The organism is Amycolatopsis sp. NPDC004625 (assembly GCF_040609695.1).
In the GTDB taxonomy this organism is placed as follows: Bacteria; Actinomycetota; Actinomycetes; order Mycobacteriales; family Pseudonocardiaceae; genus Amycolatopsis.
Genome location: NZ_JBEXKX010000006.1, coordinates 93,282 through 118,671, shown reverse-complemented (window position 1 = coordinate 118,671; position 25,390 = coordinate 93,282). Strand labels below are relative to the sequence as shown.

The window sequence follows — 25,390 nt, the reverse complement described above, 5'->3', positions numbered from 1 at the left end:
TCAGGAAGGCCTCCCCACCCAGGCATCGGGTGGGGAGGCCTTCGCCGTCGTCAGGCGGCCAGCGGCCGGATCTCGCGCAGGTGCCGGGCGACGAACCAGACGAGCGCGGCGAAGGCGACGGCGGCGAGCCCGGCGACGACGTGCAGCCCGTCGGGCAGGCCGTGAGAACGGACGACGGCGTTGCCCAGCGTGCCGACGGTCGCGAGGCCGAAGGCGTACCCGAACTCGTTGACGGTCTGGGCCAGCGAAGCGGCGGCCCCGGCCTTGCGCACCGGAACGGACCCGACGACGAGGTCGGTGCCGAGGGCGACCATCGGCCCCACACCCAGCGACGTCACGGCGAACCCGAGCGCGGGCCACACCGGCCCGGCGGCGGGGTCGACGAGCGCGAGGATCACCATCCCGGACGCGGCGAGGGCGACGCCACCGGCGATGAGGGCGCCGGGCCGCACGCGGCGGGCGAGCACGGGCGCGGCGAGGAAGCTGACGGTCGAGCCGGCCATCCCGGGCAGCAGCCCCAGCGCGGCCCCGACCGGCGACAGGTGCTGGGCGAGCTGGAAGAACTGCGCGACGAAGAGCATGGTCGTGCCGCCGAGCATGCTGAACAGCAGCATCCCGCCGAGCGTGGTCCGGAACGCCTTCGCGGCGAACAGGCTGAAGTCGATCAGCGGGTCGTCGAGCGTGCGCTGCCGCTTGACGAAGACGTAGCCGACGACGACGCCGATCACGAGGGCGAGGACGGGAACGGTCCGGAAGCCGTCACGGGCGAGTTCCTTGACGCCGTAGACGGCGGGCAGGATCGCACCGAGCGAGAGGGCGACACTCGGCAGGTCGAGCCGCCCGGCGGTCTCGTCCCGGTACTCGGGCAGCAGCTTCGGCCCGACGATCAGCAGCACGACCATGGCGGGCACGCCGAGCAGGAAGACCGAACCCCACCAGAAGTGCTCGAGCAGGAAACCGCCGACCATCGGCCCGACGATCGCGCCGACGGAGAAGCAGCCGGCCCAGATCCCGATGGCTTCGGCCCGCTGCCGCGGGTTCTCGAACAGCGTCCCGATGAGCGAGAGGGTGGAGGGCGCGAGGGTCGCCCCGGCGATCCCGAGCACGGCCCGGGCGGCGATCAGCATGCCGGCAGTGGTGGAGAAGGCGGCGGCGACGGAGGCGACCCCGAAGGCGGCGGCCCCGATGAGCAGCAGCTTCCGCCGCCCGATCCGGTCCCCGAGGGTCCCCATGGTGACCATGAACCCGGCGACCATGAAGCCGTAGGTGTCCATGATCCAGAGTTGTTCGGTCCCGTCGGCGTGCAGGCTGACGGCCAGTTTCGGCAGGGCGAGCACGAGCACGAAGACATCGAGCGAGACGAGCAGGGTCGGCAGCGCCAGCACGGCCAGCCCGATCCACTCCCGACGTCCGGCCCGAACGGCATCAGCCGGGGCGGCGATGGTGGCGGTCATGGTGAGGGTCCTCTCGGCTCGATCGTTCGCGTTCACCCCTGCGTCGAGCGGAGAAGCGCGGAATCGACAACCGGCCGGAAGTTTTTTCCGGAGAAAGTCCGCGAAGGCCACCTCCGGGTTGCGGTGATGACCTTCACGGACTTCGGGCGAGTTGTTCACACCCCTCGATCAATGTGGACAACTGCGCCCGTCCAGGTTGGCACAGAGCGGCACTGTCGGTGATGACCGATAGACTGAAAGTGGGGGGCGGCCCACTCACCGGGAGCCGGCTGCCGCTATCCCGTCCGGGTCAGGGGCGGGCCGCCGCGCGGGCGGCTGCCGGGTCCGATGTGGCCAGGGCCGCCTCGGCCAGGGCTTCGCACTCCGCGAGGGTCGCCGCCGCCAGGCTGGCTCCCACCGTGCGGATCGCCGGGGCGTTCATCGACAGGCTCGTCAGGCCCAAGCCCGTCAGGACCAGCGCCAGCCGCGGGTCCGCGGCCGCTTCGCCGCAGACGCCGGCTGGTTTGCCCGTGGCCTTGGCCGCGTCGCCGATCAGCTTCAGCAGGCGCAGGAGGCCCGGCTGCCACGGGTCGTTGAGCTTGGCCACCGCGCCGAGCTGGCGGTCCGCCGCGAACGTGTACTGGGCCAGGTCGTTCGTGCCGACCGAGACGAAGTCCACCGCGTCGAGGATCTCGCGGGCGCTCAGCGCCGCCGCCGGGATTTCGATCATCACGCCCGCCCGGGCGATGCCCGCCGCGCGGACGCGGCCGGCGAACCAGGCGGCCTCCTCGACCGTCGCGACCATCGGGGCCATCACCGAGACCTCGGCGCCCGAATCCGCTGCCGCGCCCGCGATGGCCTCGAGCTGGCGGTCCAGCACCTCGGGCCGGTCGAACGCCACGCGCAGCCCGCGGACGCCGAGCGCCGGGTTCGGCTCGGCGTCCGGTGACAGGAAGGCCAGCGGCTTGTCGGCGCCCGCGTCCAGGGTCCGCACGATCACCGGCTTGCCCGCGAACGGCGCGAGCACCGCCGTGTACGCGGCGCGCTGGTCGGCCACCGACGGCTCGTCCGAGGCGTCCAGGTAGCAGAACTCGGTGCGGAACAGGCCGACACCTTCGGCGCCCGCGTCCGCCGCGGCCTGCGCGTCGGCCGGGGAGCCGACGTTGCCGTAGACCTTCACGCGGTGGCCGTCGGCCGTCGCGCCGGTGCCGTTCCACTCGGCCAGCTCGGCCACCGTCGCCGCGACGACCGGGGCCGACGGGTCCGCGACCTCGACCGTGCCCGTGTCGCCGTCGACCGCAAGCGCTTGCGCGTCCAGGTTCAGCAGGCCGCGCACCGCGACGACGGCCGGGATGCCGAGGGCGCGCGCCAGGATCGCCGTGTGGCTCGTCGGGCCGCCCTCCTCGGTGACCAGGGCGAGGACCTTCGCCGGGTCGAGGCCCGCGGTGTCGGCCGGGGCGAGGTCGCGCGCGACCAGGACGCTCGGGGACGCCAGCTCGGGCACCCCCGGCGGCGCGATGCCGAGCAGCTCGGCGATCAGCCGGTCGCGCACGTCACGGACGTCGCGGACGCGTTCCGCCATGTACCCGCCGGCCGCGGCCAGCGCTTCGGCGAAGCCTTCCGCGGCCTGGTAGACGGCTCGCGCGGCCGGCAGCCCCTGGGTCTTGACCAGCGTTTCGGCCTGGGCCGCGAGCGCCGGGTCGGCGGCCATCGCGGCCGTCGTGATCAGGATGGTCGCCGCTTCGCCGGACGCGCCTTCGGCCTGCTTCTCCAGCCGGCCGGCGACGGTTGCGGCCGCGGGGGCGATCCGGGCGGCTTCGGCGGCCGGATCGGCCGGGGCCGGGGTGGCTGCGGGCTCGCCGAGCGGCTCCGCGACACGGACGACGGGACCACTCGCGCGGCCGGGGCTGACGGCGACCCCGGAGAGAAGCTCAGACATGGTCTAGACCATAGCTCAGATACGTCTGGATATCTCGTGGTGGCGGGCACAAACCGCGTTCACGCACCTGTTCGAGCACCGGCCGGACCTCCTCGTGCCACCAGGCGTCGGCCAGTTCTTCGCGGCTGCGCACCGGCCGTCCGGCCAGCATACGGCGGAAACCCCAGGCCTCGGCCGAGTCGGCGAGCCGGAACCAGTCTCCCGGGTCGTCGAGCCACAGCCCGAGCCGGACGTCGTCCGGCAGCGGCACGCGCTCGAGGAACATCCGCTCGGCGGTCTTCGACGGCAGGTCGGCCAGCGTCAGGCAGCGCAGCGCGCAGGCGACCGTGCTGATCCAGCGGACCCGGGCGCGGATCGTCCGGGCCCCGCGAGCGCGGGCGATCGCGACGCGGTGGTGGCCGTCCTCGACGAAGAACATGTCGGAGAGCCGGACCAGCCGCACCGGCGGGAGGTCCGCGGAGGTCCGGGTCAGGTGTTCCCAACGGTCGCGCAGCGCCCGGTTGCGCGGCCGGAACTCGCGGTCGAAGTCCCCGGCGCGGGCCACGGTGCCGACGACGCCCTCCAGCGGCACCTCGTGGACGCCTTCGTCGACCTCGGTCTGTTTGCCGAGCGCCTTGAGGGTCTCGTCGAGCGGCATGATCGCGAGGTGGTCCGGCCGGCGTGCGTCGGCGATCGCCCGCAGCTGCGCGAGGTAGCCGCGCCGCCAGGCCGAGCCGAACGAATCGCCCATGTGATCGGCAACACGGCAGGCCGGGTGATCATTCCCCGAGGTCGGCGGCGGTGGGGTAGGACGGCTGCGCGCCGTGCCGCGTGACGCTGACCGCGGCGACCCGCACCGCTCGCTTCGCCGCCGACACGAGGTCGGCGCCGTCGGCGAGCGACGCGGCGAGGGCGCCCGCGAAGGCGTCCCCGGCCCCGGTGGTGTCCACGGCCTCGACCGCCGGCGACTCGACCCGGCGCACCGAACCGGCTTCGACGACCACGGCCCCGGCCGCACCGAGCGTCACGACGGCCGCCCGCGGGCCGAGGTCGAGCAGCTTCCGGAAGTCGGCGCCGGGCCCGGTCAGCCACGCGGCCTCGTGCTCGTTGACGAGCAGGACGTCGAGCCTGGCCAGCGTCTCCGGCGAAAGCTTCGCGGCCGGCGAAAGGTTGAGAAGCACCTTTACGCCCCTCTCGGCCGCGCGCGCGACAGCGTGCTCGACGGTCGGCAGCGGCACCTCCAGCGAGACGACCATGACCTCGACCCCGTCGAACACGGCGTCGACGTCGGCGGGCGCCAGGCTGGAGTTGGCGCCGGGGGAGACCAGGATCGAGTTCTCGCCGTCCGGCGTGACGGTGATGTAGGCGATGCCGGTCGGCCGGTCGCTGGTCCGCACGAGGCCGGTGTCGACACCGGCGGCACGCAGCGAGTCGAGCAGCAGCCGGCCGTAGGAGTCGTCGCCGACCGCGCCGAGCAGCGCGACGTCCGCACCGAGCCGCCCGGCGGCGACCGCCGTGTTGGCGCCCTTGCCGCCCGGCGAGAGCACGGTGTCCCCGCCCAGCACGGTCTCTCCGCCACCCGGCCGCCGGTCCACCGCGACGACCAGGTCGGCGTTGGCGGATCCCACAACGAGCACGTCAGAGTTCATGCCCCGCACTGTGCCACGAAAGCCGTCCGCTCCAGGTCAGCACGGGCAAGGAAGGGAAAGTGAAGGTTTTTGTAACTTATCCGGGGCTGAGTGCGACAATCATGCGAGCAGCGGAAGCCCGTCACTCGATCGGGGGATGACCGTCCCCCGGCCGTCACTACGTGGTCCGGTCCCGCTCTCCTGGTGCGTCACCACGTCGGACGTGGTGACGTTGCCCCAACCGGCACCAGCCGGGCAGGGCATCGGGTCGCCGGCGCCGATCACGTAGCCCCCCGAGTGATCGGCGTCGGCGGCGCCCCTTGCGCCAGCCGCAGCACGTTCCTGGCCGCGCCCGGCGAAACTTTCGCCGCCAGCGGCCGTTCCTCGCCGCGACGGAGAACCGCGCGGACCGAGACGTAGTGACGCGTGGCCTGCTTCCCCGAAGGCTCAGCCGCCAGCCGGCCGAGGTCGGCGCGCCGCACCCGGACCGGCTCGCCCTCCTCGGGACGCCAGGTGATCGCGTCGGCGGTCAGGGCGAATTCGCCGGATTCGCCCCGGTAGCGCGTCAGGTAGAGCAGCATCCAGATCGTCACGGCGACCGGCAGCGGGATGCCGGGCGGGATGTCGTAGAAGGCCGGCGCCACGAAGTCGGCGATGACGGCCAGCCACGCCGTCCACAGCACGAACAACCGGCCGGCCGAAGCCTGCTCGGCGCGGACGAGCGTGCGTGCCGAGTCCGCGCTCCAGCGTCTGACCAGGCGCCTGACCGGGTCCGGCACGCCGAAGCCGCCGCGCCGGACGTTCTTGGAGGTCCACCGGCCGAGTCCGGGGCGGTACCGCTCGATCGCGGCCGCCGCCTTTTCGGCCTCTTCGCGGGCCAGCGCCGACGACAGTATGTAGCCGTCTTCGGACTTGTGCCGGCAGTCGGGGTTGAGGTTCCGGATCGCGTCCTCGTCCACCAGCGAAACGGCGAGCGCGATCCGGCCGCCCGGCCCGCCTTCGCGGAAGACGAACCGCCGGACGTCGTCCCAGGGCAGGACGAGCGTCGTCCTGTCCTCGAGCGGCTGCCGGAACCCGTCGGGGCCGAACTCGACCCGAGCCGTCACCATTCCGCCGTGCCGGCGGAGGTAGCGCCCCAGGATCGGCTTGACGCAGAAGCACAGCACGGCCAGCACGCCGAGCGCGGGCGAGACCAGGTGCATGACCGGATCTCCGCGGCGCACCCACGCCAGCAGGCCCGCGGCGACCGCGAGCACGAGCCCGAGGACGGCCATGCACCCGACGGCCGTCCTCAGCTCGGACGGCGGGTTGTGGATCGGCAGCCGGACCGGCACCACGGCGGTTTCCGGCTCGCCGGGAGTCGTCGGCACCACGGCGTCAGATCGACCCGGAGATGCGTTGACCACCCTGCTGCTGGAACACCGGTTCGGCGGCCGCGGGTTTCTTCTCGTTGTAGTGGTTCTCGCGGTAGTTCTTGTCGGCTTCGTCGTAGGCGCCCGCGGTCTTTTTGCCCGCTTCCTTGCCGGCTTCTTCGCCGAGTGCTTTCGGCAGCTCCTTCAGGCCGTCCTTGAAGACGCCGGGCGCCGCGTGTGCCGCGTCCCGCAGGGCGGCGAGCAGCTTCTGGCCGACGGTCCGGAACAGCCCGCTGAGGTGGTTGAACTGGCTGATGCCCTTCCGGAAGGCCCGCAGGAGCTTCTGCAGCCACTCCGACATCCGCGATCCGCACTTGACGATCTCGGCCGTGCCCTCGCCGGCCAGGCCCGCCGGCGCGGCGGGGCCCGGGTACCGCATGAGGATGCTGATCAGCTTGCCGATGCATTCGGTGAGCAGGTCGCGCAGCACGCTGCGCACGACGTTCAGGATGCTCTTGCAGACGTCGATCAGGACGGAGACGGCCTTCGCCCCGCCGGCGACACCGGAGTACATGTCGCCGAGTTCGGCCGTGAACGCGCGATAGGCGTCCGCACCCTGCCCCTGCCACTCCGCGCTGTCGGCTTTCACCGTGTCCAGGAGGTCCTTGGCGACGGCGTCGATCTCGTCGCTGATGCCGCTCCAGGTCTCCTGCATGACGTCGAGCTGTTCCTGGTTCCCGGTGACCCAGTCGAGCGGGGCACGCAGGAACTCGACGTGCTCGATCAGCCAGCCGAGCCCCATGCTCGCCAGGCCCGCGATCGGGTCCTGCAGGAACTCCGCCACCCCGGCGGCCCCGAAACCGAGGTTGAGCAGGCCCTCGGTCCAGTCGCCGTCGGCCGCCTTCGTCGCCGCGTCCCAGAAGTCCTGCGCCATCCCGGCGCCTTCGAGCGCCGAGGACCCTTCCTCGACCTTCTTCTCCGCCGCCGTCACCAGCGCGTTCTCAGTCAAGGTGGATTCCTTCCAAGCTCGCCTTGACGTCCTGCTCGCGCCAGTCGACGTGCTGGGACCAGGTGCGTACGCGGTCGATCTGCTCCTGCGCCACGTTCTTCGCGTGGCCGATCGAGTCGCTCCCCAGGGTCTGGGCGACGCCGCACAGCGCGCCCAGGCCGCAGGCCTGGCCGATGAGGCCGAACGCCATCGGGTCGACGACCTGGGCCGCCGCGTCCAGCGTCTTCGCGAACCGGTCGACGAACGGTTCGAGCTTCTTCGCGTGGGACAGCAACTGCTCGGGCTGGATCCGGATGTCCGGTTGCGGGTTGTTCACCGTGTTCCCCTCGTTGCCCTGGTCAGCGCAGGTAGTCGCCGTCGCTGAAGTAGTCGTCGTCGCTGCCGGGTTCGGGCGCGCGGCGCGGCGGCTTCGGCAGTGGCGACGGTTCTTCCTCGGCGATGAAGCGCGCGCCGTCGGTCGCGGGCGCCGCGTGGCCGCCTTCGACGAAGCCCTGCGGTTCCGGCTCCGGGAACTGGCGGTGCAGCTGCTGGACCAGCTCGTTCATGGTTTCGGTACCCGCGATCGACGGCATCCCGGCCGGCACGGCACCGGCCAGCTTGCTCTGCGCGTGCCGGACGGTCCGCAGGATCTCGTCGGCGAGGTTCGCCTTCTCGCGCACGGCGTGCCCGATCTCGAGGCCGACGAGGTTGCCGAGGTGGTTGACCCGGACCGCGATCTGGCCGTCCTGGCTGCGTTCGGACACGGAGACCGCCGCCATCTCGGCTTGCATCCGGTCGCCCCGCTGCTTGGCCTCGGCGATCCTGGCGTCGAAACTCGCCAGCAGTTGCTCAGGGTTCGACACGCGAACCTCCCCTGTTCACGTCGGTAACCGTACGGCGACCGAGTGTGGCACACCGGACCGACAGTTTCGGGACGGCTCCGGTCATCAGCGGTTCGTAGCGCGCCTGAGCTGCACCTTTTCGTTACGGCGCGGATCGCGTTAATGCAAGATTTGTCGTACTAGGCCCCTAGACTGTTCGGATGAGCCACCCCACGCGGAGGGGTCGCGCGCGTGCGGCTACCGAACAGGACATCCGGCGGACCGCCCGGAAACTGCTCGTCGAGCAGGGGCCGGAGGCGGTCACGCTGCGTGCCATCGCCCGGGAGCTGGGGATCACCGCGCCCGCGCTGTACCGGTACTACGAATCGCGGGACGACCTCGTCGAGAACCTGCGGCTGGACGTCTGCGCCGACCTGGCCGACGAGCTCGCCGAGGAGATCGCCGAGCTGCCGGACGACGGCGTGCTGCAGCTGTTCGCCATCTGCAAGGGGTTCCGGCGGTGGGCGCTCACCCACACGAAGGAATTCACACTCGTCTTCGCGTCGCCCACCGGCGGCGTGGGGTCGACGGCCGGGAGTGCGCTGAGCCGGGTCGACGAGCCGTTCGGGCGGATCTTCCTCGCCGCCGCCGGGCGGGTGCTCGCGCGGCACGACATCGTGCTGCCGTCGGCCAGCGGGGTTCCGGACGAGCTGCGGGACGACCTGCAGACCTTCCAGGAGTCGCTGGTCGCCGTGCTCGCCGAGTCCGATCAGGGCGTGCCCGTCGAAAAGATCGACCTCGGCGTGACGTACCTGATGATCCAGTTCTGGGCCCGGCTCTACGGGCACGTCACGCTCGAGGTCTTCGGCAACTACCCGATTCCCATGTCGAAGCCGGACGTCCTGTTCGAGTCCATGCTCATCGACCTCGCCCGGGAGATCGGGCTCTACTCCGGCTAGGCCGCGTGGCCGCCGTCCACCGACAGCACCGTCGCCGTCACGTACTCGGCGCCGGGTGAAGCCAGGTAGGACACCGCCGCGGCCACCTCGGCCGGCTTGCCGTAGCGGTCGAACGCCGTCAGGGCGCGCTGGTCGGCCGCGTAGGGTCCGTCGGCCGGGTTCATGTCCGTGTCCGTCGGGCCCGGGTGGACCAGGTTGACCGTGATGCCGCGTGCGCCCAGCTCACGTGCCAATGCCTTGGTCAGGCCGACCATCGCCGCCTTGCTCGTCGCGTACAGCGCCATGCCGGGGCCGGGGACGCGGTCGGTGACGCAGCTGCCGATCGTGATCACGCGGCCGCCGTCGCTCAGCACGCCGGCCGCGGCCTGGGTCGCCGCGAAGACGCCGCGGACGTTCACCGCCAGCACGCGGTCGACGTCTTCCAACGCGGTCTCGGCGAACGCGCCGACGAAGCCGACGCCCGCGTTGTTGACCAGCACGTCCAGCCGGCCGAACTCCGCCACCGCAGCCGAGACGGCGGCCGAAACCGCCGCGGCGTCCGCCGAGTCCGCCTGGATCGCCAGCGCGCGACGGCCGAGGCTCTTGATCTTGTCGACCACCTCGGCCGCCAGCGCGCCGTTGTGCTGGTACGTCAGCGCGACGTCCGCGCCGTCCTCGGCCAGCCGCAGGGCGGTGGCCGCGCCGATGCCCCGGCTGCCGCCCGTCACCAGCGCCACCTTGCCGTCGAGGGTCATCCCCGGTTCTCCTTCGATCGAACGGATTTCCTTGACCGTTCAATCAAATCCGGAGAACCGGGAGATCACCGGCAGCTTTCGGACAGCGTGCTAGAGAACGATGTTGACCAGCCGTCCCGGCACCACGATCACCTTGCGCGGCGAGCCGTCGCCGACCATCGCCGCGACCTTCTCGTCCGCCAGCGCCGCCGCCTGGACCTCGTCGGAAGACGCCGAAGCCGGCACTGTCACCCGGGACCGGACCTTGCCGTTGACCTGGATCGGGTACTCGACCGAGTCCTCGACCAGGTACTTCTCGTCGACCACCGGGAACGGCCCCTGCACCAGCGAGTCCGCGTGCCCCAGCCGGTGCCACAGCTCCTCGGCCAGGTGCGGGGCCAGCGGCGCCAGCATCAGCACCAGCGGTTCGGCCAGCTCACGCGGTGTCGACGCGGCCGCGCCGTACACCTTGGTGACGTGGTTGTTCAGCTCGATCAGCTTCGCGCCGGCCGTGTTGAACCGCATCTCCGCGTAGTCCTCGCGGACGCCGGCGACCGTGCGGTGCAGCACCTTCCGGTCGGCGTCGGTGGCCTCGCCGGCCGACACCCGCAGCTCGCCGGTCGCCTCGTCGACGACCAGGCGCCACAGCCGCTGCAGGAACCGGTGCGCGCCGACGACGTCCTTCGTCGCCCACGGGCGCGACATGGCCAGGGGGCCCATCGCCATCTCGTAGAACCGGAACGTGTCGGCGCCGTAGTTCTCGGCCATCTCGTCCGGCGTGACGACGTTCTTCAGGCTCTTGCCCATCTTGCCGTACTCCTGGGTGACCTCTTCGCCCTCGAAGAAGTACTTCCCGTCGCGCTCCTCGACCTGCTCGGCCGGGACGTAGACACCGCGCGCGTCGGTGTACGCATACGCCTCGATGTAGCCCTGGTTGAACAGCTTCCGGTACGGCTCCTTGGACGTCACGTGGCCCAGGTCGAACAGCACCTTGTGCCAGAACCGCGAGTACAGCAGGTGCAGCACCGCGTGCTCGACGCCGCCGACGTACAGGTCGACACCGCCGGTGTCGTCCGCGCCGTGCTCGCCCGGCCGCGGGCCCATCCAGTACTGCTCGTTCTCCGGTGCGCAGAACGTCTCGGCGTTGGTCGGGTCCAGGTAGCGCAGCTGGTACCAGCAGGAACCCGCCCAGTTCGGCATGGTGTTGATGTCGCGGCGGTACGTCTTGGGGCCGTCGCCCAGGTCCAGTTCGACCTCGACCCAGTCCGTCGCGCGCGCCAGCGGCGACGACGGCATCGAGTCGCGGTCCTCGGGGTCGAACGTCACCGGCGAGTAGTCGGCGACCTCGGGCAGCTCGATCGGCAGCATCGACTCGGGGACGGCGTGCACTTCCCCGGCCTCGTCGTAGACCACCGGGAACGGCTCGCCCCAGTAGCGCTGGCGCGAGAACAGCCAGTCGCGCAGCTTGTACTGCACGGTCCCGGTGCCGGCGCCCTTCTCCGACAGCCAGTCGATGATCGTCTTCTTGGCCTCGGCGACGTCCATGCCGTCCAGGAAGCCCGAGTTGATCGCCGGGCCGTCACCGGTGAACGCCTTGCCGTCGAAGCCGTCCGAGGGCTGCACGGTCCGGACGATGTCCAGCCCGAACTTCTCGGCGAACTCCCAGTCGCGGACGTCCTGGCCGGGGACGGCCATGATCGCGCCGGTGCCGTAGCCCATCAGGACGTAGTCGGCGACGAAGATCGGGATCTGCTTGTCGTTGACCGGGTTCGTCGCGTACGCGCCGGTGAAGACGCCGGTCTTCTCCTTGTTCTCCTGCCGGTCCAGCTCGGACTTCCGCGACGCGGCGACGCGGTACTCCTTGATGGCCTCGGCGGGCGTCGCCGCGCCGCCGGTCCAGCGCTCGTCCACCTCCGAAGGCCACTGCGCGGTCGTCAGCTTGTCGACCAGCGGGTGCTCCGGCGCCAGCACCATGTAGGTGGCGCCGAACAGCGTGTCCGGCCGGGTCGTGAAGACCTCGATGCCGTCGTCGCCGGAGGAGAACGTGACGCGGGCGCCGTGCGAGCGGCCGATCCAGTTCCGCTGCATGGACTTGACCTTCTCCGGCCAGTCCAGCAGGTCCAGGTCGTCGACCAGGCGGTCGGCGTACGCGGTGATCCGCATCATCCACTGCCGCAGGTTGCGGCGGAAGACGGGGAAGTTGCCGCGCTCGCTACGGCCGTCGGCGGTGACCTCTTCGTTCGACAGCACCGTGCCCAGGCCCGGACACCAGTTGACCGGCGCCTCGGAGATGTAGACCAGCCGGTGGTCGTCGATGACCGTCTTGCGCTCGGCCGCGCTCAGCGACGCCCAGTCACGGCCGTCCGGCGTCGGCCGGGAGCCGTCCGCGAAGGCGGCCTCCAGCTCGGCGATCGGCCGCGCCTTGCCCGCCTCGGTGTCGTACCAGCTGTTGAAGATCTGCAGGAAGATCCACTGCGTCCAGCGGTAGTACTCGGGGTCGATCGTGGAGATGCGACGGCGTTCGTCGTGGCCCAGGCCCAGGCGCCGGATCTGGCGCAGGTAGGTCCGGATGTTCTCCTCGGTCGTCTTGCGCGGGTGCTGCCCGGTCTGGACCGCGTACTGCTCGGCCGGCAGGCCGAACGCGTCGAAGCCCATCGTGTGCAGCACGTTGCGCCCGATCATCCGGTGGTACCGGGCGAAGACGTCGGTGCTGATGAAGCCCAGCGGGTGCCCGACGTGCAGGCCGGAGCCCGACGGGTACGGGAACATGTCCTGGACGAACAGCTTGTCGCTGGGCACCGGCTGCCCCTCGACGGCGAGCGGCCCGACGGGGTTGGGCGCGTGGAAGGTGCCCTGGTCGGCCCAGTGGTCCTGCCAGCGCTGCTCGATCTGCCCCGCCAGCGCGGCCGTGTAGCGGTGCGCGGGGACGTCGGTCCCGGTCGCCTCAGTCATCGCCGTCTTCCTTCGCGTTTCGAGCTACTCCAGAAACAACTCGACCCCTCAGCCACCAGGGCATGAGGGGTCGCCGCGCCGGCCGGGCCGGGCCCGGTCAGCGCGGCAGGCTAAGACCCTTGAAGAACGGGAGCAGCCGAGCCGTGTTCATGTGCACATCGTAACTTGCTGGTCAAAGCCGTTCGGAGGGGACCGCCAGTGCGACGAACTGCGTGACCTGCGTCGGCGAGAAGTTGTTGTCGCTGACCAAGATCAAGCTGCGCTCGCCGTTCGGCAGCTTCGGGCCCCAGGTCATGCCCTCCAGGTTGTCCACAGTGGACAGGCCGAGGTCGGCCGCGTCGAAGAGGAACCGCTTCTTCACCGGCTTGACGTGCTTCGCGTCGGCCAGGGACTTCACTTTCAGGACGTTCGTCGCGCCGCTCGTGTCGATCTCGTAGACGCGCACCTTGTTGCCGACGCCGGTGACGAACGAGCGTTCCATCATCAGGAACTTCGTCGGGTCGGCCTGGTCGACGGCCAGCATCGAGGAGACGCCGGTGGTGGCGAACGCGCCGGCGGGCACCGGTGACGCGAAAATCGGCTCCTGCGGGTAGGCGTACTGCGCCAGCACCGGGCCGTAGCGGCCCTGCAGCGTGATCCGCGAAACGCCACCGGTCGTGGTGGTCGACTCGGGGCCGTCCTGCAGCAGCGGGCCTTCGACGTCGCTGGCGATCAGCGAGCCGAAGCCGGTGAACGTGAGGCCCTCGAGGACCAGGTTCTGCCGCGGGCCGGCCGTCGGCGTCATCTTCTCGTTGGCGGGAATCGGCAGGTCACGGACGTATTTTCCGTCCCGGCGCGCCTCGCGGACCGAGGGGTCGATCAACGTCGTCGCCGTCCGCTCACCCTCCTGCGACCAGTAGTAGTCGCCGGTCCACGGGTCGACGCGCAACTCTTCGGGGTCGATCGTCTGCTCGTTCTGCGGCTTCGAGGGGTCGTTCTGCGCGAGCGGCGGGTACGGCGTGCCGTCGGGACGCAGGAACGGCTTCGTGCCGGTGAAGGTGACGTCGCCGACGCCCTTCGCGGACACCGGGAAGGTCGCGGTGTAGAACCGGGCCGGGTTGATCGCCGACCGGTCGTCGCAGATCAGCGCGTAGCCGCCGGTCCGCGGGTCGTAGTCGATGCTGGACAGGCCGCCGACCGTCGTGCCCTGGAACTGCAGGGAGTTCGGGACGATCTTTTCGCCGAGCAGCCGGATGGGCCGCTGGTGACTCTCGGTGGCGCTCGCCGGCGTGGCGGCGAGGATTCCCCCGATCAGGGCAGCGGTCAGGACGGTGGGCAGTACACGCGGTGACATGGCCTGTAGCACAGTCGATCAGGGTATCCGGCAGGTTGCCGGGACGTCACGCTTATCCTTGACCCGTGTTCGCTATCGCGCTGGTTCCGGTCGTGCTGGGTCTGCTCGTCGGTTTTGGTGGGTTCCTCGGGTTCCGCGAGCGCTTGACGCGCGAGGGCGGCACCGGGGTGCGCACGGAAGCGGCGTTGCGCAGCGAAGAAGCCTTCAAGCTGGCCAACCGCGTCGCGGCGCTGCCGACCATGGCCGGGGGCGCGATCGCCGTGCTCACCGGGCTGGCCGGGCTCGCCATGCCGACGACCGGTGGTCTCGTCTCGGCCGCGCTCGCCGGGGTGCTCGCCATGGTGCTGCTGGTCATGGGCGGCGGTGTGCTCGGCAACCGGGCCGCGCTGACCGTGCCTGCCCCGGCTCCGGCGGCGCCGGCCGGTTGCAGCGGCTGCGCGTGCGGCGCGGGCGGCTGCGGCGTCTTCAAGAAGGAAGAGTCCTAATTCCGCTGGAGGTCGCCCGGATGGGTGGCCAGCAGCGCCAGCGGGATGCCCTGACGGCGTAGCACCTGGCTCCACAGGTCACCGTCCGGCGAGGCCAGGATGTCGCTCGGCAAGGCGGGCACGATGACCCAGTCGTCGCGCTCGATCTCGCCGGCCAGCTGCCCCGAGTCCCAGCCCGCGTACCCGGCGAAGACGCGCACGCCGCGGACCTTCGGCACCAGCGCCTCGGGATCGGTGTCCAGGTCGACCAGCGCGACCGGCCCGCGGACCGCGATCACCCCCGGCACGCTCGCCGCCGTCTCCCCGGTGCGCAGCGCGGCCAGGCACAACGCGGTCTTCTTCTCGACCGGGCCGCCGACGAACACGGCCTGCGGCTCGGCGACGTGCCCGCCCCAGTTGGGCAGCACGTCGTGCACGGCGACGTCGCTCGGCCGGTTCAGGACCACGCCCAGCGTGCCCTCGTCGCGGTGATCGATGACGAACACCACGGTCCGGCGGAAGTTGGGGTCGACCATCGTGGGGGCGGCGACCAGGAGCGTTCCCGGCTCAACCTCGGCGTCCGCTGGCACGGACCCATGATCTCACCTCTGGCCCGGCGAATTACTTCGGCTCGGGAACAATCGCCCCACGAGCCCCGTTTGAAACATGTGGTCGGCGCACTCCGTGTCCCCCGGGCTCACTGAAGAACCGCCTTTGTGGAATACCGTCCGGCTGGAGCCACACTGCGCATAGCCGCCGAGAGGCGACCTCAGTGCGTCGGCCACCCTCTACCCTGACTTCGTGACGATCAGCTCCCAGTCGACGACAGCACGAAGAGGCCCTAGGGAGCTGCTCAAAGACCCGGACTTCCGCCGTCTCCTCTTCACGCGCTTCGCCGCCAGCTGGGGTGACGGCGTCTTCCGCGCCGGCCTGGCGGGCGCGGTCCTGTTCAACCCCGAACGCGCCGCCGATCCGCTGGCCATCGCGGGCGGGTTCGCCGCGCTCCTGCTGCCGTACTCCGTCGTCGGCCCGTTCGCCGGTGCGCTGCTGGACCGCTGGGACCGCCGGAAAGTCCTGATCTTCGCGAACCTCCTGCGCGGGCTCGCGATCGTGAGCGCGTCCGCCGCGGTCGGGTTCGGGTTCGGCGGATTCGGCCTGTTTTCGCTGGCCCTGGCCGCGGAAGGCATCTCCCGGTTCATCGGGTCGGGGCTCTCGGCGTCCCTGCCGCACGTGGTGGAAGAAGAGAGCGTCGTGACCGCGAACGCGTTCGCGACCACGCTCGGCTCGGTGGTCGCCGTCATCGGCGGCGGCTGCGCGATCGGCTTGCGCGCGCTGTTCGGCAGCAACGACGTCGGATCGGCGGAAACCACGGCGTTCGCGGTGCTCGGCACCCTGGTCTCGGCGTTGATCGCGCGCGGTTTCGCCCGGGGCGTGCTCGGGCCGACGGTGGTCGACGAGCCGACGAACCCGGTGCTCGCCGTCGCGCGCGGGCTGGCGGACGGTGCGCGGCACGCGTGGCGCGCGCCCAGCGTCACCGCAGGGTTCGTCGCGCTGTTCGCGCACCGGGCGTCGTTCGGGGTGTCGCTGCTGGTCACCGTCCTGCTGATGCGCAACTACTTCACCGACCACGGCATCTTCCGCGCCGGCCTGCCCGGGCTGGGGCAGATGGCGGTGCTCGCCGGCGCCGGGCTGCTGCTCGCCGGGCTGCTGACCGCGCGCATCATCCGCGGCTTCGGCCGGCTGCGCGCGGTCCTCGGCGCGTTGCTGCTGGCGGCGATCGCGCAGTCCGCGCTGGGCCTGCCGATGCTGCTGCCGCTCGCGCTGGTCGCGTCGTTCGTGATCACCGGGGCCGGGCAGGTGCTCAAGCTCTGCGTCGACTCGTCGATCCAGCTCGACGTCGCCGACGAGGCCCGCGGCCGGGTGTTCGCGCTGTACGACACGCTGTTCAACATCACGCAGGTGGCGGCGGTTTCGCTGGGCGCGCTCGTCGTGCCGGATGACGGCCGTTCGCCGGGCCTGCTCGTCGCCGCGACGGTCTGCTACCTGGTCGGCGGGGCCGGCTACCTGGTGGCCCGCCGACGTGCGATTCGCTGACGCAAACACTCGAACCGGTCACGGGGACTGCTCCATTGGCATTAGGGTGACGGCAAGTCATTAGTAGGTTCGAGGGACACCGGGGGCACCTGTGACCACCGCGGGCGACGACCGTGCACGGCTCGAAGCACGGAATGCCGCGATGAAGGACCAGATGGACACCCTCCTGGAGAACTTCGAACGGCAGACGGCGCAGCTGCGCGACGCCCAGGCGGCGGCGGCCGAGACCACCGCCCAGGTGAGTTCCCCCGACGGCCTCGTCCGCGCCACCATCGACGCCGGCGGCAGCCTCGCCAAGCTCGAATTCGCGCCGAACACGTTCGAGCGCACCACGCCCGCGCAGCTCGCGAACACCGTCCAGACGCTGGTGCGTCAGGGATCGCTGCAGGTCAAGCAGAAAATCGCGAACCTGATGGCGCCGATCACCGAGGGCCTGCCGGACCTGGCCGACCTGGTCGAAGGCGCACCGTCGCTGGCCGGGCTGGTGCCGCCGATCCCGGCGTTCGACGACGTCGTCGAGGAGACTCCGGCGCCGCGGCCCGAGTCGTTCGAGGACGGCGGTTCGATCCTGCGCAACGAGCAGGCGCCGCCGGTCCCCGCGCCCAAGCCCACCCCCAAGCGCGTCCGCCCGCCGCGTGACGAGGACGAGGAGCCGCCGTCGTCCTGGATGACGAGGGGCGACTGATGCCGGACGGGGGTTCCGGCTTCACGGCGGAGCCGGACGCGGTGCTGCGCGCGTCGAACGGCCTGGTGACGGCGGCCGATGCCCTCGACAACGCGGCGAAGGCCCTTTCGTCGGCGCTCGCCGCCCAGGGCGAGTGCTGGGGCGGCGACGACTCCGGCAAGGAGTTCGCCAAGGACTACGTGCAGGGCGCGCAGGGCGCCGTCGAAGGGTTCACGAACCTCGTGCAGGGGTTGCGGGGGATGCAGCAGAACGTCGCCAAGTCGATGAAGGCCCTCTCGGGCGCCGACGAAGACGTGACATCGCAGCTGAGCAAGGGGCATTGACGCGTGGGGATGGAGATGCCCGACGCGGTCAAGTGGCTGCTGCCGATCGTCGTCGGCGAGAGCTGGCCCGAGGGCGACGAGACGAAGCTGCGCGCCCTGCGGGACGCGTGGCACACGGCGTCGTCGGCGATCGGCCCGGTGTCGGAGACGGGCACCCAGGCGGCGTCCGGCGTCCGCGACAACTGGACGGGCGACGGCGCCGACGCGTTCGCGGAGCAGTGGAAGAAGTTCGTCGAGGGCGACGAGGCGTACTTCAAGCAGCTGGCGGACGCGGCCAAGGCCCTGGGCGATTCGTGTGATCAGACGGCGCTGGACGTCGAGTACACGAAGTACATGATCATCATTTCCCTGATCATCCTGGCAGCCCAGATAGCGGCGATGATCGCGGCGGCCGCAGTGACGTTCGGCGGCTCGACGGCGGGCATCGCGCCGGCTCAGATCGCGACCCGGATGACCGTGCAGATGCTGTTCAGGCAGCTGCTCGAGAAGCTGGCGCAGCAGGGGTTCAAGCAGGTCGCGAAGGAGCTGCTGGAGAAGCTGCTCAAGCAGGGCCTCAAGAAGATCGGCATGGAGGTCCTCAAGAACGAAGCGATCAACCTGGGCATGGACGCGGGCATCCAGGGCCTGCAGATGGCCAAGGGCGATCGCCAGGAGTGGGACTGGTCGAAAACCTCGGACGCGGCAGTTTCCGGCGCGGTCGGCGGAGTGGTCGGAGCGGCATCGGGATCGATAGGGCGCGGGGCGACGGAGGGGCTGTCGCATTCTGCGGGTGGCCAGGTCGCGGACGCGGCCCTGAGGGCCGGGGCACGTGGGGCGGTCGAGGGCGTCGCCCAGACGGTCGGCCAGGCGGCGGTGACCGGCGATTTGGGGTCATTGACGCCGGAGCAGTTGTTGATGGGGGCGTCGAGCGGGGCTGTCGGGGGCGCGGTCGGGGGCGCCAAGGAGCAGCTGCACGCGGTCCACGAGGCGAACATCCCGCGGGAGGCGGGTGCGGCTGAGCCGTCTTCGGAGCCGCGGCGGGAGGGTTCGGCGGAGCCTGAGACGCGGGGAGATGGGGCTTCCGAGTCTCAGTCGCGGAGTGAAGAGGCGCGAGGTCGGGGTGAGGCGCCTCAGCAGGAGGAGCAGCGGCACGAGGCACCCGCCGAAGTCCAGTCGCGGGGCGACGAGCCGCGCGAGCCTTCCTCCGCACCTCAGTCGCGTGGGGAGGAGCCGGGACCTGCGGTGGCGCCGCGGAACGAGGCTCCCGCCGCGCCCCAGTCGCGCGGGGGAGAGCCAGGACCCGCGGCGGCGCCGAGCAGCGAGGCTGCTCAGCACGAGCCGTCTTCCGAAGTCCAGTCGCGGAGCGAGGCTCCCGCTGCGCCCCAGTCGCGTGGCGAGGGAGCGTCTTCGTCGGAAGCGCGGGCGGAGCCGGAGGTCCGCCGGGAGGCTGAGCCGCCACGGTCGAGCGGCGACCAGGTCCAGCAGCCCCGCGCGGTGGAAACGCCACAGCAGGCGGCGATTTCACCGGGCGGCTACGGCATGGCCCCGCAGCCAGGGTTCGGAGGGCAGAGCGGACGTCCGCACGACAACGTCGGCGCGGCGGGGTTCACCGGAGGTGCGAGCCAGCCGTTCGCGGCGGATGCGGGAGCGGTGCAGAACGGTCCGTCGCCTCAGCAGGTTTCGCCGCCAGCTGGGGGTGGGTTCACGCCGCCGCCGGGCGGGATGGCAAACGCCGGAGGTGGGGCGATGCCGCCGGGCGGGACGGCGACCGCCGGACGTGGCGGTGGGGCGATGCCGCCGCGGGGTGGCGGGCAGGTGCCGCCGGAGCAGCCGCAACGAGTTCCGTCGCAGGATCCCCGGCGGATGGTGCAGCCATCGGTTCGGCCACCCCAGAGCGGCCCCGCGCCGGCTCGGCCCGGAGGACCGGCGCCCCAGCACGGCGGGCACCCATTCCAGGGCGGGCAGCCCCACTCGGGCGGGCAGCCGCCAACCACGCCGGGACCACAGTTCCACCACGGCGCCCAACCCCACCCGGCCGGGCAGCCACCGGTCGGTCTTAGTGGGCAGCCGTTCCAGGGTGGGCAGCCGGCTCAGCTGAACGGGCAGCCCCACCAGGGCGGACAGCCACCGGCCGGTCTCGGCACCCAACCGTTCCAGGGCGGACAGCCGCCGATCCACTCCGGCGCACAGCCGTTCCAAGGCGGGCAACCGCCGGTCCACCCCGGGGCGCAACCGCTCCAAGGCGGACAGCTGCCTATCCAGCCAGGCGGACAGCCGCTTGTTCACCCAGGCGCGCAGCCGCCGATCCATCCCAGCGCGCAACCATTCCAAGGCGGGCAACCGCCTACCCAGCCAGGTCGGCAACCAGTCCACCCCGTTGCACAGGCTTTCCAAGGCGGGCAGCCGCCGGTTCATCCCGGTGCGCAATCGCTCCAAGGTGGGCAACCGCCTGCTCAGCCAGGCGGGCAGGCTCACCCGGGCGGGCAGCCGCCAGCTCATCCCGACGGGCAGACCCACACAGGCGGGCAGCCGCCGGCGCAGGCGGGTGCGCAACCGGTTCATGGCGGGCAGCCACCAGCTCACCCCAGCGGACAGGCCCACCCGGACGTGCAGCCGCCGGTGCAGCCGGTTCACGGTGGGCAACCGCCTGCTCATCCTGGCGAGCGGCCGCCGGGGCAGCCCGGCGCGCAACCGCACCCGGGCGGGCCTTTCAATGCTCGGTCCGGTGGACACCAGCCGGGGGGTGGGCCTGGTCAGGGGGCACATCCGCAGGATCCGCGACGGCCCGGTGGGGGGCAGCGCCCGGGTGGGTATCCGGCTCAGCCGCGGGGTCCGCAGGGCCCCGGCGGGCGGCCGCCGATGCCGCCTCCGCCCGGTGGGCGGCCGGCTGTTCCGCCGCATGATCCGCGGCTGGGGCCGCCTGCTGTTCCGCCGTCGCGGTTCGGGGCGCTTCCGGAGCAGCCTGGTCGGGGGCCTTTGGAGCCGCCGCGGGTGGGGGATCCGCGGGTGCCTCAGGAGCCGCCGCGGGCGTTCGAGCGGCCGACCGCGCACGAGGCTTCCGTGCCTGTCGCCGAATCGCCGATGCGTGAGCAGCCGGCCGGGCAGTCCACGCCCGTTGGCGAACACGCGCCTGCTCCCGAACCCGCGCCCGTCCACGATGGGCCGCAGGCGGAGCAACCTGTCGCCCATGCCCAGGAGCAGGCACCCGCCGCCGAGCGTGCGGCGGCTCATGAACAACCCAGCGGCCAGTCAGCGCCCGGCCACGAGCAGCCGCCCGGCGCCGAGCACGCCCCTGTCCACGAACAACCCAGCGGCCAGAGCCATGAACAACCGGCCGTTGGCGAACACGCCGCCGAAACGCCTGCCGAGCCCTATCTCACCGATCAGCGGTTTCACACCGCGGACCCCGCCGGGATCCGGCGGATCGAGGACACCTTCATGGACTCCGGGCGGCACAGCTCCGAGTCCGGTGAGTGGCGGCACGAACAGGTGCGCCGCGAAGCTCTCGCCAAGCGGGACCAGTTCCACCCCGGGGTCTCCGATGCCGGGGCGCTCGCCGTTCATGCCTACACGCGGTACGAAATGGTCGGGCCGCTCAACCGGGCTCTGCGGATGGGCGGGCCTGAGCTCGTCGAACTCGCGCCGCAGGCCGGGGCGCTTGTCTCCGGGCTGAACGAACTTCCGCCGCACGTCGGGACCGTGTCGCGGCGGGTCGACTTCCAAGGGGATCCGGCGCGCCTTCAAGCCTTCCTCGGACGGTTCCACGAAGGCGCGCACATCACCGAACCCTCGTTCCTCAGCTCGTCGAAGGTCGATGCGGACCACCCGCGCAGCTCCTTCCCCGGCGAGGTCGAGATGCGGATCCAGTCCAAGACCGGCCGTGACGTCGAGGCCATGGCCAGCATCGGGCACGAACGCGAAGTCCTCTTCAAGGCCGGTGCGCAGTTCGAGATCACCGGCGTCGAGAAGGGCCCCGGCCACCCGGACAACCCGAACCGGCGGCCCGGTGAGGCGCAGTGGATCGTGCACGCCGAAGAGGTCGCCGCCGGGGATTCGCGGTACCTCGGGGACGCCGAGGCTCGCCAGGCCGTCGAACGGCGGCGGGCCGACGAACGCGCCGACGAGGACCGGTTCCAGCGTGAGGCCGATGCCGAGCTCGAGCAGTTCTACGCCGAGCACCCGCACCTGCGGCCCAGCGGTGACATGTCGAAGCTCACCGCCTTCGACGACCCCAGTGCGCCGCCTCCTCCCGTTCGGCGGCCGCCGGCCACCGGCGCTCCCGAGGGTGGCTGGGCGCGGCTCGCCGAGCCGCTGCGGGCGGGTGGGACGCCCGTGTTGCACGCCGGGTCCGTCGAGACGCCGCAGCAGCACGCCCGCCTCGTGCGGGACGCCGTTCCCGAGCTCGCCGCGGTCAACACCCGCAACCACTACGGCCCGGGCGAACACGGCTTCCGGACCAACGCCGCCGAATCGATGACCGCCTTCGACCGGCGGATGAACGGTGAGGACGTCGTCGCGGGGCCCGCCCGTGGAGCACGTCTCGACGGGCCGTGGAGCAGCCGGGGCAGCTTTGACGACGTCGCCCACGACCTCGGCGAACGGCCCGTCGGTGCGCGGTCCGCCGTCGCCTTCGAACACGGTGGGGCCGAACGGCTGGTCGCCGCCGTGCACACCGAGCACGGCGTCCTCTTCGCCGATCCCGTCAGCGGGCGGCTGGCCGAGCTGCCGCACGACGCCGCCGGGATCCGTGAGCTGCCGCTCGGAGCACCGCACGAGACGATCGCCGACCGGCTGGGCCCGGTGCCCGAACGGCCGCCGCACGACGAGGATTACCTCTTCGACGGCGAGCACCGCGGCACCCCCGCCGACCACGAAAGCATCCGCCGCGCGGTCGGCAACGAGGACGTCTACCAGCAGATCCACGACCGCGCGCTGGCCCGTCGGGACGCCGCCGGGCTGCCGCTCACCGACGAAGCCGCCGTCGCGGTGCACGGCTACACCCGCGGCGAGTACGCCTACGACGTCAACGAGGCTCTGCGCCGCGGCCCCGGGCACCCCGGTTTCGACCTCGCGCAGGCGAACGCGCGCGCCATCGTCGACGGCCTCCACCAGGTCCCGCGCACGTCCGGCGAGAGCATCCGGGCCTTCGACGTCGGCGGGGACCCGCGGCTGGCCGAGCTCGTCGCCGGGCCGTACGAGCCGGGCGCGGTCGTCGTCGAGCCCGCGTTCTCCAGCGCGTCCATCAAGACCGGCGAGTTCGCCACGAGCAAGTTCGGCGACGACGTCGAGCTGCACGTCCGGTCGGACAACCTCCGCGACATCTCGAAGCTCGCCGAGAACCCGTCCGAGCGCGAGACGCTCTCGCCGCCCGGCACGCAGCTGCTGGTGCACGAGCGGCGGCTGGAGATCACCCCCGAGGGCCGCCGCAAGTGGGTCATCGAGGCCGAGGAGATCGGCCCCGGCCACCCGCGCTACCTCGACCCCGAGGCCGCGCAGCACAAGATGGCCGAGCGGCGCGCCGAGAACGAGCACAACGCGGCCGAGTTCGAACGGCGCCGCCAGGCCGCCCTGATGGAACGCCTCGGCGGCTTCGGCGACCCCGGGCCCGGGCACCAGCCGGACCACCACTCGGTCAGTGACGTCCTCGACGGCACCGCCGAGCCACCGCGCCTCCACGAAGCACTGCCGGACTACTCGACGCTGGCTCGCGCGACGAACCCGCCGTCGGAAGCGGCCATCCACGCCGACACGGCGACGCCGGCCGAGCGCGCGGCCTACGTCCAGGACCGGCACCCGCACCTGCGCGAGGTCAACCCGGGCTTCCACCAGCCGGGCGCGCTGGAGAACGGGTTCATGTCGAACTGCACCCGCGGGCCCGAGGCGTACCTGGACCGCCTGCGCGGCGGGGACATGACGGCCGAGCCGATCCTGTTCCACGAGATGGGCGCGCGCGGCACGCTCGAGCACCTCGAAGGCCGGTTCGGCGAGACGTTCTCCGAGCGCGGCAGTTACGACGACGTCATCCGCGAGATGCGCGACCGGCCGCTCGACCACCACGCCGTGGTCGCGGTGAAGTACGAAGGCCCGAACGGCGTCGTCTACGGGCACGTCGCCATGGTCGTGCACACCCGCGACGGCGTCGCGTTCATCGACCCGCAGTCCGGCGACCTCATGCACCTGCCGCAGCCGCCGAAGGGCATCAAGCTGATGCACGTCGGCACGCCGGAGGAGGTGCACGTCCAGCCCGAGCACCCCCAGGCCGAGGCACACGGCGGCTACGGCCACGCCCCGCAGTCCCGGCTCGACGAGCTCCTGGCCCAGCCGCGGGTCGCCGAGGCGCTCGCCGGCGCGACCACCGACCTCATCGTCAAGGACCACGAGGGGAACCCGCAGAACCTCGGGCCGGTCGGCGAGTTCGTCCGGACGCGGCTGGCCGAGCACCCCGAGCTGGTCGACCTGCTCCACGACCCGGCCAACGAGTTCCTGACGCGGTCGCTGCTGCGCAAGCCGGAGACGATCGCCGGCCTGCTGGTGCACGACGAGGCCATCCCGATCCTGGCCGACGCCGTGCACGAGGTGCACCACCCGGACCCGGACGCCGAACCGGTGGCGCCGCACCCGGATCCGACACCGCTCACGCCGGAGCAGGCCGAAACCGCACAGGAAGTGCTCGACGAGGCGAAGGACCACCCCAACGCGCACCGCAAGCAGGCACCGTTCGACCAGGGCCGCCTCGGGGACGAGGCTTACACGCGGGAGTACCTGGCCGAGCGCTACCGGGACGCGGCCCGGGTCGACCTGAAGCTGAAGGAGATCCTGCCGCCGCTGGCCGAGGAGACCGGCGGCCACGCCGGGTTCCGTCCCGGGCCGAAGTCCGAAGGCCGGGCGATGGACAAGATCAACACGAACTACGACGGCGACGCGTCGCGGTTGGTCGACCTCGCGGGCGCGATGATCCAGTTCGAACGGGTGCAGGACGCCTACGCCGCGTTGGCGCGGATCGCGGAGCACCCGGACCTGGAGATCGTCGCCTTCGACGACCGTTTCGCGAACCCCGCCCCGGCGGGCTACCGCGACCTGCAGATGAGCGTGCGCATCGACGGGCACGTCGCCGAGCTTCGCCTGCACCTGAAGTCGCTGGACGACGTGTCGGCGTACGAGCACTCGCTGTACGAAGTGCGGCGTGACCTCAAAGCGCTCAAGAAAGCCGAAGGCAGATCACACACCGACGAGGAACAGGCCCTGATCGACGGGCTGATCAAGCGCGAACGGGCGTTGTTCTGGGACGCGCTGCAGGGGAGTCTCTAAATGGTCCGGACGCCGTCCTACTTCGAGTACTACGACCACACGTACGTGGTCGAGAGCACGCCCGACGGCGGCCTGACCGGTCGCATCCTGAATTGGAAGACCGGGGACTTCGAGGAAAAACCGGAACACGTCACGGACGTGCTTTTCGACCACGGCCCGGACATCCGCAGCCTCGACCGCGAACGGTTCGTGCGCCGGACCGAGGAGGAGCGCCACAACTACCTCCGCGGTGACGGGCCGATCTTCGCGCTCTACCAGACCATCGACGCGATCTGGGCCGCGACCGAAGAGGAGCACCGCAAGATCACCAAGGAAGAACGCGCGCTGATCGACTCGATCTACCGGCGCACCTTCAAGATGTGGGAGGACGAGTTCGCCCGCCGCGCCGCCGGCGAGGCCCCGACCTTCACCTTCACGTCGGTGATCCCGCAATGATTCAC

At 71.5% G+C, this 25,390-nt stretch carries 22 protein-coding genes; 7 read left to right on the top strand and 15 right to left on the bottom strand.

Going from position 1 to position 25,390, the window contains the following annotated elements:
• Positions 1-50 precede the first annotated feature (50 nt).
• The 8 genes from ABZW17_RS08885 to ABZW17_RS08850 all read right to left on the bottom strand — a co-directional run bounded on the left by ABZW17_RS08885 (position 51) and on the right by ABZW17_RS08850 (position 8,182).
• Positions 51-1,454: an MFS transporter gene (locus ABZW17_RS08885; protein WP_354811212.1), complete on the bottom strand. Its 1,404-nt coding sequence runs from the start codon at positions 1,452-1,454 to the stop codon at positions 51-53.
• Between the two features lie 289 nt (positions 1,455-1,743).
• Entirely contained in the window at positions 1,744-3,372 is a 1,629-nt protein-coding gene (gene ptsP / locus ABZW17_RS08880) for a phosphoenolpyruvate--protein phosphotransferase (RefSeq protein WP_354811210.1), read from the bottom strand.
• Positions 3,365-4,102, bottom strand: a complete 738-nt coding sequence (locus tag ABZW17_RS08875) for a hypothetical protein (protein ID WP_354811208.1) — start codon at positions 4,100-4,102, stop codon at positions 3,365-3,367. The genes ptsP and ABZW17_RS08875 overlap by 8 nt, the downstream gene beginning before the upstream one ends.
• 28 nt (positions 4,103-4,130) lie before the next feature.
• Positions 4,131-5,000 (bottom strand): ribokinase, encoded by an 870-nt coding sequence (locus ABZW17_RS08870; protein ID WP_354811206.1) that lies wholly within the window; start codon positions 4,998-5,000, stop codon positions 4,131-4,133.
• A 260-nt stretch (positions 5,001-5,260) separates the two neighbouring features.
• Positions 5,261-6,352 carry a hypothetical protein gene (locus ABZW17_RS08865; RefSeq protein ID WP_354811204.1) on the bottom strand — a complete coding sequence of 364 codons (1,092 nt, stop codon included), beginning with the start codon at positions 6,350-6,352 and terminating at the stop codon, positions 5,261-5,263.
• A 4-nt stretch (positions 6,353-6,356) separates the two neighbouring features.
• Positions 6,357-7,340 (bottom strand): hypothetical protein, encoded by a 984-nt coding sequence (locus ABZW17_RS08860; RefSeq protein ID WP_354811202.1) that lies wholly within the window; start codon positions 7,338-7,340, stop codon positions 6,357-6,359.
• On the bottom strand, positions 7,333-7,656 hold the full coding sequence (locus ABZW17_RS08855; RefSeq protein WP_354811200.1) for a hypothetical protein: 324 nt from the start codon (positions 7,654-7,656) through the stop codon (positions 7,333-7,335). Before ABZW17_RS08855 ends, ABZW17_RS08860 begins: the two co-directional genes overlap by 8 nt.
• Positions 7,657-7,678: 22 nt before the next feature.
• Entirely contained in the window at positions 7,679-8,182 is a 504-nt protein-coding gene (locus tag ABZW17_RS08850) for a YbaB/EbfC family nucleoid-associated protein (protein WP_354811198.1), read from the bottom strand.
• A 179-nt stretch (positions 8,183-8,361) separates the two neighbouring features.
• Here ABZW17_RS08850 and ABZW17_RS08845 point away from each other — a divergent pair, with 179 nt between their 5' ends.
• Entirely contained in the window at positions 8,362-9,099 is a 738-nt protein-coding gene (locus tag ABZW17_RS08845; RefSeq protein WP_003087390.1) for a TetR/AcrR family transcriptional regulator, read from the top strand.
• Here ABZW17_RS08845 and ABZW17_RS08840 read toward each other — a convergent pair.
• The 3 genes from ABZW17_RS08840 to ABZW17_RS08830 all read right to left on the bottom strand — a co-directional run bounded on the left by ABZW17_RS08840 (position 9,096) and on the right by ABZW17_RS08830 (position 14,097).
• Positions 9,096-9,833, bottom strand: coding sequence for an SDR family oxidoreductase (locus tag ABZW17_RS08840; RefSeq protein WP_354811195.1), 738 nt, complete (start codon positions 9,831-9,833; stop codon positions 9,096-9,098). The two genes, ABZW17_RS08845 and ABZW17_RS08840, sit on opposite strands and share 4 nt — an antisense overlap.
• A gap of 90 nt (positions 9,834-9,923) precedes the next feature.
• Positions 9,924-12,764, bottom strand: coding sequence for a leucine--tRNA ligase (gene leuS / locus ABZW17_RS08835; RefSeq protein WP_354811193.1), 2,841 nt, complete (start codon positions 12,762-12,764; stop codon positions 9,924-9,926).
• Between the two features lie 172 nt (positions 12,765-12,936).
• Positions 12,937-14,097, bottom strand: a complete 1,161-nt coding sequence (locus ABZW17_RS08830; RefSeq protein ID WP_354811191.1) for an esterase-like activity of phytase family protein — start codon at positions 14,095-14,097, stop codon at positions 12,937-12,939.
• A gap of 65 nt (positions 14,098-14,162) precedes the next feature.
• Between ABZW17_RS08830 and ABZW17_RS08825 the strand changes: the two genes are divergently transcribed.
• Positions 14,163-14,582 (top strand): SdpI family protein, encoded by a 420-nt coding sequence (locus ABZW17_RS08825; RefSeq protein ID WP_354811189.1) that lies wholly within the window; start codon positions 14,163-14,165, stop codon positions 14,580-14,582.
• Here the strand turns inward: ABZW17_RS08825 and ABZW17_RS08820 are convergent.
• Positions 14,579-15,151 (bottom strand): YqgE/AlgH family protein, encoded by a 573-nt coding sequence (locus tag ABZW17_RS08820; protein WP_354811188.1) that lies wholly within the window; start codon positions 15,149-15,151, stop codon positions 14,579-14,581. The two genes, ABZW17_RS08825 and ABZW17_RS08820, sit on opposite strands and share 4 nt — an antisense overlap.
• A 211-nt stretch (positions 15,152-15,362) precedes the next feature.
• Between ABZW17_RS08820 and ABZW17_RS08815 the strand changes: the two genes are divergently transcribed.
• From ABZW17_RS08815 to ABZW17_RS08805, 3 genes are all read left to right on the top strand, one after another.
• Positions 15,363-16,655: an MFS transporter gene (locus ABZW17_RS08815; protein WP_354811186.1), complete on the top strand. Its 1,293-nt coding sequence runs from the start codon at positions 15,363-15,365 to the stop codon at positions 16,653-16,655.
• Positions 16,656-16,797: 142 nt separating this feature from the next.
• Positions 16,798-17,340 carry a YbaB/EbfC family nucleoid-associated protein gene (locus ABZW17_RS08810; RefSeq protein ID WP_354811184.1) on the top strand — a complete coding sequence of 181 codons (543 nt, stop codon included), beginning with the start codon at positions 16,798-16,800 and terminating at the stop codon, positions 17,338-17,340.
• Entirely contained in the window at positions 17,340-17,663 is a 324-nt protein-coding gene (locus ABZW17_RS08805; protein WP_354811182.1) for a WXG100 family type VII secretion target, read from the top strand. Before ABZW17_RS08810 ends, ABZW17_RS08805 begins: the two co-directional genes overlap by 1 nt.
• Positions 17,664-17,962: 299 nt before the next feature.
• On the opposite strand, the gene ABZW17_RS08800 is transcribed toward ABZW17_RS08805, so the two are convergent.
• The 3 genes from ABZW17_RS08800 to ABZW17_RS08790 all read right to left on the bottom strand — a co-directional run bounded on the left by ABZW17_RS08800 (position 17,963) and on the right by ABZW17_RS08790 (position 21,467).
• Entirely contained in the window at positions 17,963-18,088 is a 126-nt protein-coding gene (locus ABZW17_RS08800; protein WP_354811180.1) for a hypothetical protein, read from the bottom strand.
• 1,075 nt (positions 18,089-19,163) lie between these two features.
• Positions 19,164-20,276 (bottom strand): hypothetical protein, encoded by a 1,113-nt coding sequence (locus ABZW17_RS08795; protein WP_354811179.1) that lies wholly within the window; start codon positions 20,274-20,276, stop codon positions 19,164-19,166.
• 615 nt (positions 20,277-20,891) lie between these two features.
• On the bottom strand, positions 20,892-21,467 hold the full coding sequence (locus ABZW17_RS08790; protein WP_354811177.1) for a hypothetical protein: 576 nt from the start codon (positions 21,465-21,467) through the stop codon (positions 20,892-20,894).
• A gap of 30 nt (positions 21,468-21,497) precedes the next feature.
• Between ABZW17_RS08790 and ABZW17_RS08785 the strand changes: the two genes are divergently transcribed.
• Both ABZW17_RS08785 and ABZW17_RS08780 read left to right on the top strand, forming a co-directional pair.
• Positions 21,498-24,950 carry a toxin glutamine deamidase domain-containing protein gene (locus ABZW17_RS08785; protein ID WP_354811175.1) on the top strand — a complete coding sequence of 1,151 codons (3,453 nt, stop codon included), beginning with the start codon at positions 21,498-21,500 and terminating at the stop codon, positions 24,948-24,950.
• Entirely contained in the window at positions 24,951-25,385 is a 435-nt protein-coding gene (locus ABZW17_RS08780) for a hypothetical protein (RefSeq protein ID WP_354811173.1), read from the top strand. It abuts the gene before it with no gap.
• Positions 25,386-25,390: the final 5 nt, after the last annotated feature.